This is a genomic window from Peptostreptococcus stomatis DSM 17678 (genome assembly GCF_000147675.1).
Taxonomy (GTDB): domain Bacteria; phylum Bacillota; class Clostridia; order Peptostreptococcales; family Peptostreptococcaceae; genus Peptostreptococcus; species Peptostreptococcus stomatis.
On sequence record NZ_ADGQ01000060.1, the window covers coordinates 1 to 18,813 of the forward strand.

The following is an 18,813-nucleotide window of genomic DNA, read 5'->3' on the forward strand; positions in this document are numbered from 1 at the left end:
CGATGTGGCTATGCTTAAAGACATTCTAAATACTAGGACTGATAAAATTCCCATGTGTTTTAGGAAGAGTATAAAAACCCTTAAAAAGCTTAGAAAGTATGTGCTAAACTCATTAAAATATGACTATACGAATGCTATGGTGGAGGGTAAAAATAACAAGATTAAGGTAATTAAAAGAGTATCCTACGGATACAGGAGCTTTAGGAATTTTAAGGCAAGGATAATGCTAATGGAAAGGTATAAAATACAAAAGGGCAACATCCATAGCTATAAGTTTGCTATGGATGCTGCCGCATAATTTAATAGATTTTGTTGATTTAAATTATCACCAACGTTATTTGACATAGAGCCGGTATTTATTGTATCAAGATGGTTTTTTATTATACTAAATTTTTGTTTTTAAATTTCATTTATTTCGTTATTGGAGGCTAGAAAATATAAAATTTATTGTATAATAAGTTTAGTAAAGAGATAAGGTACATTTTGTCTTGAAAAAACACTATTTAATAGATAAGGAGTAGCAATGGAAAAAAAATACCTACATGTCCTATCCTTTGATGGCCTATCGAGGGTGGATATAGATAAGATGAAAGAATTACCAGCCTTTGGAGAATTTTTCAAGGAGGCATCTGGTTGTATAAATGTAAAAACAATTTACCCAAGTTTAACATACTGTGCCCATGCTACAATATCAACGGGAACATATCCAGCCAGGCATGGGGTAATCAACAATACAAGGGTCCAGCCATCAAGGTTGAGTCCTGACTGGTTCTGGTATGACAGGGATATAAAGGTTCCTACCTTCCAGTCCTATGCCAAGAAGGCGGGTTATGATATTTTATCCATATTTTGGCCGGTTACAGCAGGGTCTAAAGATATAAAATACAATATGCCTGAAATATTTGCCAACAGGAAGTGGCAGAGTCAGATATGGGTCTCTATGGTAAATGGGAGTCCATATTTCCAGTATGACCTAAACTCTAAGTTTGGCAAGTTGAGAAATGGACACAAGGAGCCTGAGTTGGACAACTTCTCCCATGCATCATTTATGTATGCCCTAGACAGGTACCCAGCCCATATAAATATGGTCCACTATATAGACCTGGATTCTCAAAGACATGAGTACGGATATAATTCCAAGGAGGCCCATGAGGCCATGGTCAGGCTTGATAAGAGGTTGGGAGACCTGGTGGCCAAGCTAAAGGAAAAGGAAATTTACGAGGACTCTGTCATAGTTGTTTTGGGAGACCACAGCAGTATAGACGGCCACACAAACATATATCCAAACAAGGCCTTTGAAAGGGCAGGCCTACTCACAAAGACCCAGGACAACCTCGTTGCCAGCTACAAGGCAGTATGCAAGTCTGCTGACGGGGCCGCCTATATATATGCAGGTCAGGATATAAGCGATGATGACTTGATGAATGCAATAAAACCCCTTATAGATGAGGGAGCCATTGAGGCAGTATATAGCAGGGAAGAGGCTAGAGATATGGGGGCTGACCCATCTTGCAGGTTTATGCTAGAGGCAGCTATTGGCTACTTCTTCAAGGATGAGGTGGAAGACCACCCATTGATAAAGGCCCTAGAGGCACCAAAGAGGTCCTCAAAGCTTTGTATAAATAACCATGGATACAACCCCTACAGCAAGGAAAATTATGAAACAGTATTTCTAGTAGCTGGTAAGGGCATAAAAAAGAATGTATTTTTAGAAGAGATGTCACTGACAGATGAAGGACCTACCCTAGCTGCCATACTTGGCCTAGAAATGAAGGATACTGATGGTAGGGCACTAGTGGAGATATTGGAGGTTTAATGTGTTAAGAATTTCAAAAAAAGAAAAATCGTGGATCCTATACGATTGGGCCAACTCGGCCTTTACATTGACAATGTTGACGACGATCCTACCTATATATTTTACAGCAATGGTAGGTCAGATAGGTCTGTCAAAGGAAATGGCGACCTCATATTGGGGATATACTAATGCAATTGCATCTTTAATTGTGGCTGTCCTATCGCCTTTTATGGGTGGGCTGGCAGACTATATGGGGGTAAAGAAGAAGTTCTTTACTATCTTCTCAATGATGGGTATTATTTTTTCAGGAATGATGGCCTTTATACCTTATGGCCAGTGGCAGCTACTTATGGCTACCTATATTATTTCCCTAATTGGTTTCTCCCTGAGTAACGTATTTTATGATTCCTTTTTGACTGATATAACTACAGAAGAGAGGATGGATATGATATCGTCTCTGGGCTATGCATTTGGCTATATTGGTAGTACCATACCATTTATCATATGTATGGGTATAATCATGGCTGCACAGAAGTCAATAATTCCTATATCAAGTATTACAGCCAGCAAGGTATCATTCTTTATAACTACAATGTGGTGGTTGATATTTACCCTACCAATGTTAAAAAATGTAGAACAGATACATGGTAAACCATATGAAAAGTACAGGTTAAAAGACTCTATAATGATGTTGAAGAAGAGTTTCAACAAGGTAAGAAGGAATAGGAAGGCTTTTTTATTCTTATGTGCCTACTTCTTCTATATAGATGGTGTTGATACAATTATAAGGATGGCAGCAAGTTTTGGAACAGCTGTAGGTATCAATTCATCTACCCTGTTAGTAATCCTCCTAGTTACCCAGTTTGTAGCCTTTCCTTTTGCTATTATATACGGTAAGTTGGCCCAAATATTTAAGGGTAAGGCCATGCTGATAGCTGGTATAGGTGTTTATATAGTTATCTGTATATTTGCCTTTTTCCTTAAGTCAGCAAGAGAGTTTTGGATCTTATCCATCCTGGTAGGTAGTTCACAGGGTGGTATCCAGGCCTTGAGTAGGTCTTATTTTGCCAAGATGATACCAAAGGAAAATTCAAATGAATACTTTGGTTTCTATAATATATTTGGAAAATTTGCAGCCATAATGGGACCGTTTTTGGTTGGTATAGTGACTCAGATTACAGGTGACGTTAGAAATGGTGTCTTGAGTTTGATCCTAATATTTATAATAGGTGGGGTTTTACTCCTAAAAAATTAGCTAGTCTGCCTATATTTAAAATGTCTATAAGGAGGGGGATCTTTATATGAAGATAGTAGATTATAAAAAATATGCTAAATTTACACTTGGAGAGGAAAAATCAGATATAGTATTGAAAAATGCCAGGCTTATAATGGTCCAGACTGGAGAAGTCTTGGAAGCTGATATAGCTATCAAGGACCAGTATATAGTAGGTTTGGGCAACTATGAGGGTCTAAAAGAAGTAGATTGTAATGGCAAGTATGTGGCCCCAGGTTTTATAGACTCCCACCTCCACTTTGAATCTACTTTGGCTAACCCCAGGGAATTGGTCCATTATGCATCACTGAGTGGAACAACAACCTTTATAGCAGACCCACATGAGGCTGCAAATGTGGCAGGTATCAAGGGAATAGACTATATACTTGACCAGACAGAGGATGCCAGTGGAGATGTATATATTATGGCACCTTCCTGTGTGCCTTGTAAGGATGGGGAAGATACAGGTTGTCTGATGGAGGCTAAAGACCTTAGGTACCTCCTTGACAAGCCCAGGATTTTAGGTCTGGGAGAGGTTATGGATGAGAGGGCGGTTATAGGCCTTGAGTCTAGGATGATGGACAAGCTAGAACTTTTTGAAAATAGGGTTAAGGACGGCCATGCTATCTCTATAGAGGGTAAGGAACTGGCTGCCTATGCGATGGCTGGTATATTAACCGACCACGAGTCCACTGAGTACAAGTATGCCATGATGAAGGTGAGAAATGGTATGTATGTCCATATTAGGGAGGGGTCTGCAGCCAGGAACCTAGAGGCTATAGTTAGGGGTATAGTTGACAATAATACCGATGTATCCAGGTTTACCTTCTGTACAGACGACAAGCATATAGAGGATATACAAAGAGAGGGGCATATCAGCCATAATGTCAGGAAGGCTATTAGACTTGGTTTAGACCCTCTTGCTGCCTACAAGATGGCGACTTTAAATCCAGCCCAGTGTTATGGTTTAGATCATTTAGGCATGATAGCAGTTGGTAAAAAGGCCAACCTAATAATCCTAAATGATATGGAGACAGTTGATATAGATAGGGTTATGTATGGTGGTAGGTTTATAGACCAGGTCTATGATGGAAATAAGGGTAAGGTAGACCCAGACTTACTTAATAGCCTCCATATTGATTGGTTTAAGAAAGAAATGTTGGCCTACAAGAGTAGCCGTCATGCTATAGGTATGATAGAAGGAGAAATATTGACCAAACTAGTAGACTTGGATAATTATGAACTTGAAAATAAGGATCTAGGAAGCAAGAGGGACCAAGATAGTGAAAATTGTGATTTAGGTAAGACCATATCAAAGGTTGCAGTAATAGAAAGACACCATAATACTGGCAACTACCATGTGGCCAAGGTCTTGGGTTATAATATAAAAAATGGGGCAGTAGCTTCCAGTGTATCCCATGATTCCCACAATGTAATAGTTCTTGGTGACAATGACAGGGACATGATGCTTGCTATAGATAAGTTAAAGGAAATAAGGGGCGGATATGTCCTGGTAGAAGATGGACACGTATTCGGAGCCCTGCCACTACCAGTCATGGGTCTTATAAGTGACCTGGATAGTGGAAGGATGAATGAAATACTGTCAAGGATGATTGAAAGGGCCCACCAGATGGGTGTTCCTCGTGGTATAGAACCATTTATAGCCCTATCATTTATAGCCCTGCCAGTAATACCTGAAATCAGGATAAGGACCAGGGGCCTATATGATGTCTTAGGGGATAGATATCTTGACTAGGAATAAATTGGAAATAAGAAGAAATATAAATTAATACAACAAAAAAAGATACCAGCCTATGGTATCTTTTGTCGTCATTATGCTCTTTCAACTTTTCCAGAACGTAGACATCTTGTACAAACAGAAACTCTCTTAGGAGATCCATCAACAACAGCCTTCACGTTCTTTATATTAGCTGACCAAGTTCTCTTATTATGCTTATTTGAGTGTGATACCTGGTTACCAGATACTTTACCTTTACCGCACACGCTACATACTTTTGACATTAAGTACACCTCCTTAATACTAGAATATTAAGCCTAAAAACATAATTAATAATATCATAGTGGTATGAAAAAATCAAGTAAAAAATTGCATTACTGCTTATTTTTTTGTATAATAGTGTATAAGGATATATATAATTTAGGAGGTCAACATGAGTTCAATTTTAACTAGTAAATTAGGAAATATAGAAATAGACAAAAATGTATTGGCACAGCTTACTTATAAGGCTGCCACAGAAAGTTATGGCTTGGTTGGCTTTTCATCAAAGTCAAAGGGGATAGTAGAACTTTTAAAGGGTGAGAACGCCACTAAGGGTGTTAATATCGTAGAAATTAACGACAACCAGATAGATATAGAAATTTCTGTTATACTACAGTATGGTACAAATATTACAACAGTTGCCAACAATATTATTGAAAGAATCAAGTACACTGTTGAGACGTATTCTGGAATAAAGGTTAACTTAGTAACTGTAAGTGTTCAAGGAATAAGAGTCAAATAATCAGGAGGAGAGAAATGATAGAAAGTATTAATGGTAAATTGTTAAAGGAGATGTTTATCTCCGGTGCAAACCATCTACAGAATAACAAGGATCTAATAGACAAACTAAATGTATTCCCAGTTCCAGACGGAGATACAGGTACTAATATGTCGCTTACAATAGCTTCTGCTATAAAGGAGTTGAAGACTATAAAGTCTGATTCTATAACTGACCTGGGCAAGGCCCTATCTAAGGGATCACTGATGGGGGCCAGGGGTAATTCAGGAGTTATCCTGTCACAGATTATAAGGGGTATATCCAAGTCTATAGAAGGAAAAAATGACCTAAGTGTTGATGATTTTGCCAAGGCTCTTAAGTCAGGTTCTGATACTGCCTACAAGGCCGTAATCAAGCCTATAGAAGGTACAATCCTAACTGTTGTAAGAGAGTCAAGTGACTTTGCTGTAAAGAACTCCAAGAAGGCCAAGGACTTCGTTGAATTTATGGAAAAATTAGTTGAAGAAGCTGACAAGTCTCTTGAGAGGACACCAGACCTGTTAAAGAACCTTAAGGATGCTGGAGTTGTAGACTCTGGTGGTAAGGGCTTGGTATGTCTATATGAAGGTATGTTGAGTGCCTTAAAGGGAAGTCCTATAAGGTTATTAGGTGCCAGTGAAGAAACAAAGGCAGTCCCAGCTACTGGTGTTCACAGTGATAGTGCCAGGGATGTAGACATCAAGTTTGGCTACTGTACTGAATTTATACTAGAATCACAGGAAGTAGATTCTGATACTATAAGGGATATAATGATGGGCTATGGAGATAGCTTGGTAGTTGTTGGATATGACGGTGTTATAAAGGTTCACGTTCATACAAATAATCCAGGTAAGGCCCTAGAAGAAGCCCTAAAGTTTGGTCAATTATTGACTATAAAGATAGAAAATATGAGACTTCAGCATGAAAACCAGATAATCACTGATGAAGAACAGGAAGAAATCGATCAGGTGTCAGCTGAGGACGATTTTGTTGTAAATGAAGAAGAAAAGGACTTTGGATTTATCACTACTACAATGGGTAGGGGCCTAGCTGATATATTTGATGAGTTGGGTGTTGATATAGTTATCGAGGGTGGTCAGACAATGAACCCATCTACAGAGGACTTTATGAATGCAATCAAGATGATAAATGCCAAGAACATATTTATCATGCCTAACAACAGCAATGTAATAATGGCTGCTAACCAGGCCAAGGAACTATCTGAAAAAAATGTTTATGTAGTTCCTACTAAGAATATACCACAGGGAATTAGCTGTATGGTTACATTTGACCATGATGCAGACCCGGAAGCTAATATGGAAAACTTTGAGTCTGTGCTTGAAACTATCAAGTCAGGCGAGATTACTTATGCAGTGAGGGATACTGTAATGGGTGGTATAGAGGTTGCTGAAGGCGATGTAATAGGTATCACTGGTAAGGCCCTAATATCTTCTGGTAAGCAGGTTGAAGAGGTTACTAGAAATGTCATCAAGGAAATGGTAGATGACGATGCAAGCATAATTACCCTTTACTATGGTGAAGATGTAGAGGAGGATGCTGCAAGACTATTTGCAGAAAATATCCAGGATGAATTTGATGACCTGGATGTAGAGTTATACTATGGAGGTCAGCCTCTATACTACTACCTAATATCTGTAGAGTAGGCTTTAATATGGAACTATAAGAGGTTGACAAAGGAGGTCTAAGGGGATTTATCCATATTTATTAAGACCTCAAGTGACCAGTTATAGTTATAAGAGTATATTTGAGTATAGGTAGTCCTACCTATACTCTTTTAGTATATGGAGGTAGCATGTATAGTGTATTAAACGAAAATATACAATTTGTAAAAGGAATAGGTCCCAAGAAGGCAGAAAAGATGGCCAGGTTGGGCATATTTACAGTCAAGGATGCCCTCTACTATTTCCCAAGGCAGTTTGAAGATAGGAGTAGGCAGAAAAAGATATTCCAGCTGGAAGAAGGCGAAAAGACTGGTGTAAGGGTCAAGATAGACAGGATAAACTCAGTTAATCGTAGGGGGCTTAGGATTACAGAATTCTATGTCAGTGATGATACAGGCAAGGCTAAACTGGTATTTTTCAACAAGGCCTACCTGAGAAACACCTTTAGGGTGGGTGATATAGTCAAGGCCTTTGGCAGTGTAAAAAAGAATCTTGGTCCTATTACCGAACTACATAATTGTGAGATAGAATACGATAAGATAGACAAGAATACCGGGATAATAGTTCCTGTATACAGCCTAACAGCCGGAGTAGGCAATAAGGAAGTCATGGGGATGATCAGGAATATATTCGAATCATCCGATATAAGCATAGATGAGTACCTGCCCAAGTGGATAGTAGACAAGTACAATTTGTGTGGGGTTGACTTTGCCATAAGGAATATGCACTTCCCAGAAAAAAAGGAAAATGTAAAAATAGCCATGTATAGGCTCATTTTTGAAGAATTACTCTTTCTACAACTTGGCCTATTTGCTGTAAAGGGCAATAACAAGGTAAGTAAGGGGATAAAGTTCAAAAGGCATGAGGACATGGACAAGATAGAGGAAAATCTACCCTTTAGGTTGACTAGGGCCCAGAAGAAGGCCTATGACGATATAATGGCGGATATGACATCTGATAGGATAATGAATAGGCTAGTCCAGGGGGACGTGGGTTCAGGTAAGACTGTAGTAGCCCAACTGGCCCTGGCCAACTGCGTCCTAAATGGCTACCAGGGGGCCTACATGGCTCCAACAGAAATCCTGGCCAAACAGCATATGGAAAGTTTTAAGGAATTTTTTGATAATACTGGCATTAGGGTCGAGGTCTTGACCGGAAGTTCAACTAGAAAAGAGGCTAGTGAAATATTGAAAGATCTTGCCAGTGGGCAAATAGATATCCTAATTGGAACTCATGCCCTAATAGAGGACAGGGTTGACTTTGCCAACCTAGGTCTGGTAATTACAGATGAACAACACCGCTTTGGTGTTAACCAGAGGGGGAGGTTGACTTCCAAGTCAGAAAACCCGGATGTACTGGTTATGACAGCTACACCAATACCGAGAACCCTGGCCCTTATTCTCTATGGGGACCTGGATATATCCATTATTGATGAGCTACCACCAGGTAGGAAGCCAATAGAAACATTGGCTATAGAGAAGAGAAAAAGAGAATCCTACTATATGTCCAAGGTTAGGTCTGAAATAGAAAAGGGGAGACAGGTATATGTAGTCTGCCCCCTAGTTGAAGAGAGTGAGACCCTTGACCTAAAGTCAGCCAGTGAGGTCTATGATGAGTTGAGGGGTGACTTTTTTAAGGACCTTAGGGTAGGGCTCTTGCATGGCAAGATGAAGGCCAGTGAAAAGGACCAGGTCATGGAGGCCTTCAAGAACCATGAACTTGATATACTGGTTTCAACAACAGTAATAGAAGTAGGCGTAAATGTACCAAATGCCAGCCTGATGATTATTGAAAATGCAGAACGATTTGGCCTGGCCCAACTCCACCAGTTAAGGGGACGAGTAGGCAGGGGGAGTGAAAAATCCTACTGTACACTAATATACGGGTCAAAGACAGAAATCTGTAGACACAGGATGGCCATAATGGAAGAGACCAACGATGGCTTTAAGATATCCGAAAAGGACTTGGAACTAAGGGGACCAGGAGATTTTTTTGGAACTAGGCAGCACGGCCTACCTGAGCTAAGGGTAGCCAACCTATTTAAACATATGAAGATTTTGAGGCTGGTCCAAAAGGAGGCCAGGGAAATCTATGCAGAAGACCCATCACTTAGGCTAAAGGAAAATGAAGGCCTTAGGCTCAAGATAGAAGAAATGTTTAAGTCTATAGGTGGAAATATATCCATATAGGGAATTATGTGGAGAAATGTCACTAAGGGAAGCTATATTTGGATAAAATACATATATATTTGTATATATAATATTTTGCCTAAAATAGGAATATTAATCTAGTTAAATACAATATTGTATGATAGAATATATTTAAGTAAAGATTTTATTAGGGGGACTAGGAGTGAGAGTAATATCCGGAAGTGCCAGAGGGCTAAAACTCAATACACCAAGTGATGACAGGGTAAGACCAACTACTGACAGGGTAAAGGAGTCCATGTTCAACATAATACAGGACCGGGTTTACGATAGTCAGGTTCTTGACCTGTTTGCAGGTAGTGGAGCCCTGGGCATTGAGGCCTTGTCAAGGGGAGCCAGCCAGGCAGTATTTTGTGATAATAGTCTCGATAGTATCAAGATAATAAGGTCTAATATTGAAAAGGCTAGAGTGGTTGATAGGAGCCAGCTGGTAAATGGTGATTTCAAAAAGTGTCTAAGAGATATGGAAACCAGGAAGCAAAAGTTTGATTTAATTTTTGTGGACCCTCCCTACTATAAGGGCCTTTTTGAAGAGGTACTTGAAACCATAAGGACCAGGGAGATATTGAAAAAGGATGGAATAGTCATAGTAGAACATGATGCCAATACACCTATAGAACCCCTAGAGGGACTAGAGGTTTTCAAGGAAAAGAAGTATGGGATCACCATGTTGACTTTCTACTGTTTGGAGGATGAGGATGAGTAAGGATGTTAAGGCCATATTTGCAGGAACTTTTGATCCTATTACCAATGGTCATATAGATATAATTGAAAGGGCTGCCAAGATGTTCGAGCACTTGCAGGTGGGATTGCTGATAAATCCTAACAAGAATACCCTCTTTTCTATGGAAGAGAGGATGGACTTGATTAAGGAATCAATCAAGCACCTGGACAATGTAAGTGTTATCAGTTTTGATGGTCTTTTGATAGATTATTGCAAGAAAAATGATATAAGTGTACTTGTCAGGGGGGTTAGGACCATAGCAGATATGGAATATGAATTACAGATGGCCCACATGAACAAGGAGTTAAATGATAAATTGGAAACAGTTATCTTGCCAACCAGCAAGACATATTCTTTTATCAGTTCATCACTTATAAAAGAGGTTCTTCACTTTGACGCTGATGTGAGTAACCTGGTACCAAGATGTGTAATCGAAAAGTTAAAAGGAAAAAAATAATATAGTATGTAAATTGGAGGATAAATATGAACGAAGATATTAAGATTATGCAAATAATTGCTGATATGGAAGAGATGCTTAACCAGGCTAGTGGCTTCCCGCTATCAAAGAAGGTAGGAGTTGACAGGGATGAAATGTTAGACCTGATAGACGAGCTAAAGGGGGCCCTACCATATGAACTTGATACTGCCCTAAAGATTATAAAGGAGCAGGATTCTATCCTTGAATCTGCCAGGAATGATGCAGACTTCCTAAGAGAAGAAGCCAAGAGGGAAAGAGAACAAAAGATAAGAGAATGTAACGACGAAATAATAATAAAAAACAAACAGGTTGATTCAGAAATTGAAAGCATGATGAAGGAAGCTACTATCAGGGCTGAGGAACTTGTGTCTGAGAGCAAGATAAACAAGGATGCCAAGGCTAGGTCTGAAAAGATGATAAAGGAAGCTACAGACTACTCTAGAGACTTAAGAACAGGGGCTAGAAACTACTCTATAGAACAGTTAGAGAGTGTAGAAGCTACTTTAGTAGAAATCCTATCTGAAGTTAGGAAGGGTAAGTCCCAGCTATAGGCATATGAAGATTGGTGGAATAATAGCGGAATATAACCCCTTTCACAAGGGACATAGTTACCAGATAGAGGAATTTAAGAGGATATCCTCTTGTAGCCACCTTGTGGTAGCCATGAGTGGTAATTTTGTTCAAAGGGGAGGTCCTGCCCTAGTGGATAAGTATGCCAGGGCCCAGATGGCTCTAGATAAGGGTGTGGACTTGGTAATTGAAATACCAAGTATCTTTGCCGGACAAACTGCTGAAATATTTGCTAGAGGGGGTCTACTCAGTCTAAATTCATTGGACTGTGTAGATTCTTTTTGTTTTGGTTCAGAAGATGGTAATATAGACAGGCTTACTAGTCTGGCTGACTTTATATATGACCAGGCTGACTGGATAGACCAGAGGGCTAGGGACCTAATGAAGGGTAGCCTTTCCTATGCCAGGGCAAGGGAAGAGGCAATTAAGGAAGGCTTTAAGGACTTCGACCTAGGCAATATCCTTGCTGAGTCCAATAACATCTTGGGTCTAGAGTACCTTAAGGAGGCGAGAAGGCTAGGGTCACCTATGGAGCCAGTGACTATAAGGAGGAAGGGATCTTCATATAATTGTGAGGACCTGGGTGGAGACCTGCCGTCAGCAAGTGCCATAAGAAAGACCCTCCTAGGGTCGACTATGGAAATAAAACCTGGCCAGGAGCCGGCTGGACTCGATAATCTAGGGTTTAGAGGATTAGACAAAAGTCTGGGTATGGCCCTGGACAAGTCTGTCCTTGACATAATCAAGGATTTAGGTAACCAGGGGATAGGCCTAATGGGGGAAGAATCATTCTTCCAGGAAATATCATATATAGTAGCCAGGGACAAGGGTAAGCTGGACGGGTACTTTGAAGTCAATGGTGGCCTGGACAAGTCCATAGAAAAAGTAGTCCTGACATCTGCCAGTATGGAAGATACTTTAGAAAGCTTGACCAATAAGTCACATACTAGGGCAAAGTTAAGAAGGGCCCTCTACAATATCCTGCTTGGTATTAGGAGGTCAGACCTGGACCAGGTAAAGCTGGTTAAAAGCCTGCCATACATTAGGGTTTTAGGCATGACTGAAAGGGGTAGGGATATACTTAGGATGGCAAAAGAAAGGTCAGGTATAGAGATAGTGACTAGTCCAGCCAAGGCCCTGGATAGCGACCAATATAGGGAGAATGCCTTATACAGGCAGCTTTTGGATATAGACTTGAGGACATCCGCTATCTATTATCAAAAGTACCATGCCAAGAATCCGGACCTGCTAGCAAGGGGCCAGGCAGATTTTTTTGATACAAAGTTTAATTTTTGATTCAAGTAGATTTTTTAAGTTTGTTTTTTTAAGAAGTATATGTACTTTTTCTAAAAAAAGTGGTATATTAACAGAGGTAAAATAATTAAGGTTAAGTGGAGGAATGTAATTAAATGAAAGTTTTAGTATTAAATTGTGGTAGTTCATCATTAAAGTATCAGTTAATAGATATGGAAAATGAAGCAGTTCTTTGCAAGGGGTTGGTTGAAAGAATAGGAATAGAAGGCTCAATCCTTAAGCATGAAAAGGAAGGTCTAGATGGCAAGCACATAGTTGAGCAGCCAATGAAGGACCATAAGGATGCTATTGGCCATGTCCTAAGTGCTGTAGCAGATCCAGCTGTAGGAGCTGTAAAGGAAATGAAGGAAATAGATGCTGTTGGACATAGGATAGTTCACGGTGGAGAAAAGTTTGCTTCTTCTGCAGTATTGACTGATGAAGTAATAGCTGCAATCAAGGATTGTAGTGACCTTGCTCCCCTACACAACCCAGCCAACTTAATGGGCGTAGAAGCTTGTAAGGCTATACTTCCTGATGTACCAATGGTAGGTGTATTTGATACAGCCTTCCACCAGACAATGCCAGAAAAATCTTTTATGTATGGTTTGCCTCATGAATTATATAAGAAGCACGGTGTAAGAAGGTACGGTTTCCACGGAACTTCCCACCTATACGTATCACAGAAGGCTGCAGAAATGCTAGGTAAGAAGCCGGAAGACCTAAAGATCATCACTTGCCACCTTGGTAATGGTGCATCTATAACTGCAGTGGACGGAGGAAAGTCAGTAGATACTTCAATGGGCCTAACTCCACTAGAAGGTCTAATAATGGGAACAAGATGTGGTGACATAGACCCAGCTATAATACCTTTCGTAATGAAGAAGGAAGGTCTTGATGCTGATGGTGTTGACAAGCTAATGAACAAGGAGTCAGGAGTATACGGTATGACAGGTATATCTTCAGACTTCAGAGACATAGAAGATGCAGCAGCTGAAGGAAACCAGCTGGCTATAAATGCCCTGGATGCATATGCTCAGAGGGTTAAGAAGTATATAGGAGCTTATGCTGCCGAGATGAATGGGGTAGATGCTATAGTATTTACTGCTGGTCTTGGAGAGAATGGTATAGGCATGAGAGAAACGATCTGTGCTGACATGGACTTCATGGGAATCAAGCTGGATCCTGAAAAGAACGATGTAAGAGGTAAGGATAGGATAATCTCTGCAGATGATTCAAGAGTAAAGGTATTATTGATACCAACAAACGAAGAATTGATGATAGCAAGAGATACTTTAAGGCTATCTAATCGTTAAAAATGCTTGACAAATAAGACTCAAATATGTATAATAGACAAGTAATGTTTTAGAGGTGATAAATTTATGAAGCTAAATATAGACTCTCTAACCAATAAGGAGAGAGAAAGTGTAGACTTTGATTTTTGTGAAAATGTAGAGTCGATTAGATATTATGGTGTAGATTATAATTTGATATCACCCCTGCATCTAACTGGTAGGATATCTAGGGCTGGCAGGAATTTTTTACTGAAGGCTAAGGTTAACTTTGGTTATAAGGGAGCCTGCTCGAGATGTTTAAAAGACCTTGAGGTTCCGGTAGCTTATGAGATAGATGCATACCTAATGAAAGAGAAGTATGACGAGGATAGTTATGAAGATGTAGATATATTTCCTCTAGAAGGGACAGAGGTTGACCTCTTGGAACTTGTAGATAGTACTCTGACTTATAACATGCCTCAAAAAGTGTTGTGTAGCGAAGATTGCAAAGGAATATGTTCGGGCTGTGGGGTAGACTTGAATACCCAAGACTGTGTATGTGAAGACTCCATGGGCGACGATGACATTGATCCTAGATTTGCTAAATTAAAAGAATTGTTAAAATAGAGTAAGGAGGTGTCTTCATGGCAGTACCAAAGCGTAGAACATCTAAATCTAAAACTAAAATGAGAAGAGCGTCTAATTCAAAGATGGTTCCTACTGGTTTTGTTGAGTGTCCACAGTGTCACGAACCAAAGTTACCACACAGAGTTTGTCTAAGCTGTGGATCATACGATGGTAAAGAAGTAGTATCAGTTGACTAATTAGATTTTAGAAAACGGAATAAGATTTTTAGGTAGCGTAAGCTTTTTGCTTACGCTATTTTTACGTTCAAAAATATGGTATAATCTAAATAGTAGCTTTTTAATGGAGGTTAAATATGAAGATAGTTATAGATGGAATGGGCGGGGACAATGCACCTATGGCCCCTGTAGAGGGAGCCTGCATGGCCGTCAAGGAATACGGTATAGATATAGTAATAACAGGGGAAAAGGACCAGCTAAAAGCAGAATTGTCCAAGTATGACTGCGATAAGACAAAGATAGAAATAGTACATACCAGTCAGGTAATCACAAATGATGAAAAGCCAGTGGTCGCTATCAGGAGAAAGACGGACTCTTCTATGGTAGTTGCCCTTAATATGGTTAAAAATAAGGAGGCTGATGCCATGGTATCAGCTGGTAGTACAGGGGCCCTTCTAAGTGGTGGCGTCTTTGTAATAAAGAGGATTAAGGGTATTAGCAGGCCTTGTATATGTACGGCTATACCTACTATGGATGGGGGTGTCAGCCTCCTATCTGATACAGGTGCCAACGTGGACTGTGATGCCCAGCAGTTGCTTGACTTTGCAGCCATGACTAATATCTATGCAAAGAGGGTTATGAATATGGAAAAACCTAGGGTAGCCCTGGCCAATATAGGCACAGAAGAAGGCAAGGGTAACGACCTGGTAAAGACAGCTTTTGACCTACTAAAGGACAGGGATGATATGAACTTTATAGGTAATATGGAGACTAGGGAAATACTTAACGGGGTTTGTGATGTAGTCGTATGCGACGGCTTTATAGGTAATATCATAGTAAAAACCCTGGAGGGAACGGTATTATCACTTTTCAAGAAAATAAAAGAATCTATCATGTCTTCAACCAAGTCAAAGGTAGGAGCCCTATTGATGAAGGACAGTCTAAGGGGGCTAAAAGACTCTCTTGACTATTCATCACATGGGGGAGCGCCATTTTTAGGGGTAGAAGGAGGCCTAATAAAGGCCCATGGTAGTTCTGATGCCAGGGCAATTAAGAATGCGATTAGACAGGCCATTCAATTTGTAGATGGAAATGTGGTTGAAGAGATTAGGGCCTATATATCAAGTGACCAGGAAAAGGCTGAAAACAAGTAGGTAAACCAGACGGGTGTTTTGGAGGTAGATATGAGAGATAATTTAGCTGTTGATGACAAGGATTTAAAGTTCAAGTATTTGAAGCTAATGTCCAACCAGTATAAGACAATATCTGAAGCAAGTACAGAAATAATCAATTTAGAAGCAATATTGAACCTACCAAAGGGGACAGAGCATTTTTTATCAGACATACATGGGGAGCATGAACCCTTTATTCATGTATTGAAAAATGGGTCAGGTGTGGTTAGGAGAAAGATAGATGAACTCTTTACCAATACCATGAGGGACTCAGAAAAGAGGTCCTTGGCTACCTTGGTCTACTATCCATTTAGCAAGATGGAGATGATAAAAAAGACCGAGGCAAATATGGAGGACTTCTATAGGATATCTATTTACAGGCTGGTAGAATTATGCAAGTATTGCTCTAGTAAGTATACCAGGTCCAAGGTGAGAAAGCTCTTACCAAAAGACTATGCCTATGTCATAGAAGAGTTGATGCATGAGCATAGGAAGAGCGAGCACAAGGAAGAGTACTATATATCCCTGGTAGAATCTATAATCAGACTGGGCCAGTCAGAGGACTTTATAGGAGCATTGGCCAAGGTAATACAAAAGCTGGTAGTTGACAGGTTGCACATAGTTGGTGATATCTACGACAGGGGGCCAAGGCCAGACCTGATTATAGAAAGGCTAATGGGCCACCACAGTGTTGATATCCAGTGGGGTAACCACGACATACTTTGGATGGGGGCAGCAGCAGGAGAAAAGACTTGTATAGCCAATGCCTTGAGGATATCTTCCAGGTACGATAACCTGGATATTATAGAGGATATATATGGGATAAACCTTCTGCCCTTGGCCAGTTTTGCCATTAATACCTACAGAAATGACCCATGTAGTGAATTCCAGCCCAAGGTTGACCGTGATAATACTAATATGAGGGAAATCTCCATGATAGCCAAGATCCACAAGGCTATCAGTGTGATCCAGTTCAAGCTAGAAGGGGCTATTATCAACAGAAGGCCAGAATATGAAATGAGCCACCGCTTGCTTTTAGACAAGGTTGACTACGACAAGGGAACTATAGTAATCAAGGGCAAGACCTACCCGCTTAAGGATACAAACTTCCCAACGATAGACCCTAAGGACCCTTATAAACTGACAGAGGAAGAAGGGGAGATAATCGACAAGCTAGTCGATGCCTTTATGTCGAGTGACAAGCTCCAAAAACACGTAAACTTCCTATTCTCTAAGGGAAGCATCTACCTTAAGTACAACGGAAACCTCCTAATCCATGGTGGCCTACCACTTAATGATGATGGAAGCTTTATGTCCATGGAATTAAAGGGACAGAGGTATTCGGGCAAGGCTTTGTTAGATAAGATGGAATCCCTGGTTAGGGAGGCCTACTATGAAGAAGATGAAGAAAAGAGGTCCTATGGCTTAGACATGTTCTGGTACCTATGGACAGGCAAGTGTTCTTCCCTATTTGGTAAGGATGATATGACTACCTATGAGAGGTACTTTATAGAAGACAAGGCAACCCACAAGGAGAACAAGAACCCATACTTTAACCTGAGAGAGGACATGACTATATTAAAGAAGATCTTTGACGAGTTCGATATGGACTTTGAAGAAGACCACATTATAAATGGCCATGTGCCAGTTAAGTACAAGAAGGGTGAGAGTCCAGTCAAGGCCCAGGGTAAGGTCCTGGTAATAGATGGTGGTTTCTCCAAGGCCTACCAGAGCAAGACTGGTATGGCGGGTTATACCCTAATATACAATTCAAGGACCCTTCAGCTGGTAGCCCATGAGCCTTTTACATCAAAGGAAGATGCCGTTAAGAACGAAAGGGATATTATATCATCTACAGTCTTGGTAGAACACAAGGCCAAGAGGAGGATGATAAAGGATACAAATGATGGCCGACAGTTGTTGGAGATGGTAGAGGACCTTAAGGACCTTCTAGCAGCCTACAGGTCGGGTCTTATAAAGGAAAAATAATTTGCAAAAATAAGTATATTTTGGTATGATTGTAGCATAAGATAATAGTGAATAATCATGGAGGTGCACTATGGAAAATTTAGGTCAGATAAAGATTTCAAATGATGTTATACAGACAATAGCTGGTTTTGCAGCACTAGAAATAGACGGAATAGACAAGTCTACTTCATTCACAGATAAGCTATTCAGAAACCACGGAATAAAGGTAAGCGTAGAGGATGACAAGGCCATAATAGACATAGATATAGCCGTTAAATATGGTCAGGTAATACCAGATGTATCTGTCAAGGTTCAGGAAAGCATAGTAAATGCAGTTGAAACTATGGCAGGTCTCAAGGTTGAAAAGGTTAATGTCCATGTTGGCAGCCTAGTGATAAAAAAAGAAAAGGCAGAAAAGAAAGAAAATGACTAGAGCTAATAATTTAATAATGCAGAGGAAGGTTTCTAGGGAAATATTTATGAAGTATCTCTATAGCAGGGCCGTATCAAATGCGGGCTGGGAGGGTCTAAGTCAAGACCTGGACAGATTTTTGGATTCAGTAGAAGATGATGCTATAGAAATTCACAAGTCACATGGTGGCAAGGAAATAGATATGCTGGATTCTTATAGGGAGGTCATATTGGATTCCTCATATTTGATGGATGCAGCCAGGGCTGTTGAAGACAATATAGGGGCCATAGATGCCTATATAAATGAATATGCAAGAAACTGGACTACAGATACAATGCCTGCAGTTGACGTTGCCATCTTAAGGTTGGCTGTTGCTGAAATCAAGTTTATGTTTACTATACCAGAGGTTGTTGCCTGTGATGAGGCGGTAAACATTGCAAAGAAGTATTGTGACGATGATGCCTATAAGTATATAAATGGTATACTTGGAAGTGTTATGAAGGCTTAGTTTGCTGTAACTATAAGGCTAGAGTCTAATTAGATAATTTTAAAAATTGATGTTGATAAGGGAGGGTGAACAAGTAATTCATTCTCCCTTGTTTTGTAGACTTATATAAGGGGTGAG

19 protein-coding genes are annotated in these 18,813 nt (G+C 40.0%); 18 read left to right on the forward strand and 1 reads right to left on the reverse strand.

The genetic code is table 11. From position 1 onward, the window contains the following. From HMPREF0634_RS05905 to ade, 4 genes are all read left to right on the forward strand, one after another. Positions 1-298, forward strand: a 298-nt coding sequence (locus tag HMPREF0634_RS05905) for a transposase (RefSeq protein WP_165480193.1), incomplete at its 5' end; no start/stop codon positions are given. Between the two features lie 225 nt (positions 299-523). Then, on the forward strand, positions 524-1,816 hold the full coding sequence (locus HMPREF0634_RS05910) for an alkaline phosphatase family protein (protein ID WP_007789931.1): 1,293 nt from the start codon (positions 524-526) through the stop codon (positions 1,814-1,816). A 1-nt stretch (position 1,817) separates the two neighbouring features. After that, positions 1,818-3,050: an MFS transporter gene (locus HMPREF0634_RS05915; protein WP_007789982.1), complete on the forward strand. Its 1,233-nt coding sequence runs from the start codon at positions 1,818-1,820 to the stop codon at positions 3,048-3,050. A 46-nt stretch (positions 3,051-3,096) separates the two neighbouring features. Continuing rightward, the gene (ade, locus tag HMPREF0634_RS05920) at positions 3,097-4,824 is read left to right on the forward strand and encodes an adenine deaminase (protein WP_007790021.1); all 1,728 of its coding nucleotides are present in this window, start codon (positions 3,097-3,099) and stop codon (positions 4,822-4,824) included. 77 nt (positions 4,825-4,901) lie between these two features. On the opposite strand, the gene rpmB is transcribed toward ade, so the two are convergent. Further along, positions 4,902-5,090, reverse strand: coding sequence for a 50S ribosomal protein L28 (gene rpmB / locus HMPREF0634_RS05925; RefSeq protein ID WP_040565826.1), 189 nt, complete (start codon positions 5,088-5,090; stop codon positions 4,902-4,904). Between the two features lie 149 nt (positions 5,091-5,239). Between rpmB and HMPREF0634_RS05930 the strand changes: the two genes are divergently transcribed. The 14 genes from HMPREF0634_RS05930 to nusB all read left to right on the forward strand — a co-directional run bounded on the left by HMPREF0634_RS05930 (position 5,240) and on the right by nusB (position 18,696). Beyond that, the gene (locus HMPREF0634_RS05930) at positions 5,240-5,590 is read left to right on the forward strand and encodes an Asp23/Gls24 family envelope stress response protein (protein ID WP_007790026.1); all 351 of its coding nucleotides are present in this window, start codon (positions 5,240-5,242) and stop codon (positions 5,588-5,590) included. A gap of 14 nt (positions 5,591-5,604) precedes the next feature. Next, positions 5,605-7,269, forward strand: a complete 1,665-nt coding sequence (locus tag HMPREF0634_RS05935) for a DAK2 domain-containing protein (protein ID WP_007790127.1) — start codon at positions 5,605-5,607, stop codon at positions 7,267-7,269. 149 nt (positions 7,270-7,418) lie between these two features. Next, a complete protein-coding gene (gene recG, locus HMPREF0634_RS05940) occupies positions 7,419-9,476 on the forward strand; it encodes an ATP-dependent DNA helicase RecG (RefSeq protein ID WP_007790145.1) in 2,058 nt (685 codons plus the stop codon). 163 nt (positions 9,477-9,639) lie between these two features. Then, entirely contained in the window at positions 9,640-10,200 is a 561-nt protein-coding gene (gene rsmD / locus HMPREF0634_RS05945) for a 16S rRNA (guanine(966)-N(2))-methyltransferase RsmD (RefSeq protein WP_007790050.1), read from the forward strand. After that, complete coding sequence (coaD, locus tag HMPREF0634_RS05950; protein ID WP_007790093.1) at positions 10,193-10,675, forward strand: pantetheine-phosphate adenylyltransferase; 483 nt, start codon at positions 10,193-10,195, stop codon at positions 10,673-10,675. The genes rsmD and coaD overlap by 8 nt, the downstream gene beginning before the upstream one ends. Before the next feature lie 26 nt (positions 10,676-10,701). Further along, positions 10,702-11,247: a hypothetical protein gene (locus tag HMPREF0634_RS05955; protein ID WP_040565827.1), complete on the forward strand. Its 546-nt coding sequence runs from the start codon at positions 10,702-10,704 to the stop codon at positions 11,245-11,247. Positions 11,248-11,251: 4 nt separating this feature from the next. Next, a complete protein-coding gene (locus HMPREF0634_RS05960; RefSeq protein ID WP_007789999.1) occupies positions 11,252-12,562 on the forward strand; it encodes a tRNA(Met) cytidine acetate ligase in 1,311 nt (436 codons plus the stop codon). Positions 12,563-12,675: 113 nt separating this feature from the next. Then, positions 12,676-13,875, forward strand: coding sequence for an acetate/propionate family kinase (locus HMPREF0634_RS05965; RefSeq protein WP_007790146.1), 1,200 nt, complete (start codon positions 12,676-12,678; stop codon positions 13,873-13,875). 66 nt (positions 13,876-13,941) lie between these two features. After that, entirely contained in the window at positions 13,942-14,460 is a 519-nt protein-coding gene (locus tag HMPREF0634_RS05970; RefSeq protein ID WP_007789976.1) for a YceD family protein, read from the forward strand. A gap of 17 nt (positions 14,461-14,477) precedes the next feature. Then, positions 14,478-14,657, forward strand: a complete 180-nt coding sequence (rpmF, locus tag HMPREF0634_RS05975; RefSeq protein WP_007790120.1) for a 50S ribosomal protein L32 — start codon at positions 14,478-14,480, stop codon at positions 14,655-14,657. Between the two features lie 116 nt (positions 14,658-14,773). Then, positions 14,774-15,790 (forward strand): phosphate acyltransferase PlsX, encoded by a 1,017-nt coding sequence (plsX, locus tag HMPREF0634_RS05980; RefSeq protein WP_007789933.1) that lies wholly within the window; start codon positions 14,774-14,776, stop codon positions 15,788-15,790. 30 nt (positions 15,791-15,820) lie between these two features. Further along, on the forward strand, positions 15,821-17,797 hold the full coding sequence (locus HMPREF0634_RS05985; protein WP_007790079.1) for a fructose-bisphosphatase class III: 1,977 nt from the start codon (positions 15,821-15,823) through the stop codon (positions 17,795-17,797). Between the two features lie 70 nt (positions 17,798-17,867). After that, positions 17,868-18,209: an Asp23/Gls24 family envelope stress response protein gene (locus HMPREF0634_RS05990; RefSeq protein ID WP_007789949.1), complete on the forward strand. Its 342-nt coding sequence runs from the start codon at positions 17,868-17,870 to the stop codon at positions 18,207-18,209. Further along, positions 18,202-18,696 (forward strand): transcription antitermination factor NusB, encoded by a 495-nt coding sequence (nusB, locus tag HMPREF0634_RS05995; RefSeq protein WP_040565828.1) that lies wholly within the window; start codon positions 18,202-18,204, stop codon positions 18,694-18,696. The genes HMPREF0634_RS05990 and nusB overlap by 8 nt, the downstream gene beginning before the upstream one ends. Positions 18,697-18,813: the final 117 nt, after the last annotated feature.

What these genes read in the sequence shown, in the direction of transcription:
- HMPREF0634_RS05985 (WP_007790079.1), top strand. Translation starts at nt 15,821, where the DNA reads ATGAGAGATAATTTAGCTGTTGATGACAAGGATTTAAAGTTCAAGTAT.
- rpmF (WP_007790120.1), top strand. Translation starts at nt 14,478, where the DNA reads ATGGCAGTACCAAAGCGTAGAACATCTAAATCTAAAACTAAAATGAGA.
- HMPREF0634_RS05970 (WP_007789976.1), top strand. Translation starts at nt 13,942, where the DNA reads ATGAAGCTAAATATAGACTCTCTAACCAATAAGGAGAGAGAAAGTGTA.
- HMPREF0634_RS05930 (WP_007790026.1), top strand. Translation starts at nt 5,240, where the DNA reads ATGAGTTCAATTTTAACTAGTAAATTAGGAAATATAGAAATAGACAAA.
- HMPREF0634_RS05910 (WP_007789931.1), top strand. Translation starts at nt 524, where the DNA reads ATGGAAAAAAAATACCTACATGTCCTATCCTTTGATGGCCTATCGAGG.
- ade (WP_007790021.1), top strand. Translation starts at nt 3,097, where the DNA reads ATGAAGATAGTAGATTATAAAAAATATGCTAAATTTACACTTGGAGAG.
- HMPREF0634_RS05960 (WP_007789999.1), top strand. Translation starts at nt 11,252, where the DNA reads ATGAAGATTGGTGGAATAATAGCGGAATATAACCCCTTTCACAAGGGA.
- rpmB (WP_040565826.1), bottom strand. Translation starts at nt 5,090, where the DNA reads ATGTCAAAAGTATGTAGCGTGTGCGGTAAAGGTAAAGTATCTGGTAAC.
- HMPREF0634_RS05935 (WP_007790127.1), top strand. Translation starts at nt 5,605, where the DNA reads ATGATAGAAAGTATTAATGGTAAATTGTTAAAGGAGATGTTTATCTCC.
- nusB (WP_040565828.1), top strand. Translation starts at nt 18,202, where the DNA reads ATGACTAGAGCTAATAATTTAATAATGCAGAGGAAGGTTTCTAGGGAA.
- HMPREF0634_RS05965 (WP_007790146.1), top strand. Translation starts at nt 12,676, where the DNA reads ATGAAAGTTTTAGTATTAAATTGTGGTAGTTCATCATTAAAGTATCAG.
- coaD (WP_007790093.1), top strand. Translation starts at nt 10,193, where the DNA reads ATGAGTAAGGATGTTAAGGCCATATTTGCAGGAACTTTTGATCCTATT.
- recG (WP_007790145.1), top strand. Translation starts at nt 7,419, where the DNA reads ATGTATAGTGTATTAAACGAAAATATACAATTTGTAAAAGGAATAGGT.
- HMPREF0634_RS05990 (WP_007789949.1), top strand. Translation starts at nt 17,868, where the DNA reads ATGGAAAATTTAGGTCAGATAAAGATTTCAAATGATGTTATACAGACA.
- HMPREF0634_RS05955 (WP_040565827.1), top strand. Translation starts at nt 10,702, where the DNA reads ATGAACGAAGATATTAAGATTATGCAAATAATTGCTGATATGGAAGAG.
- plsX (WP_007789933.1), top strand. Translation starts at nt 14,774, where the DNA reads ATGAAGATAGTTATAGATGGAATGGGCGGGGACAATGCACCTATGGCC.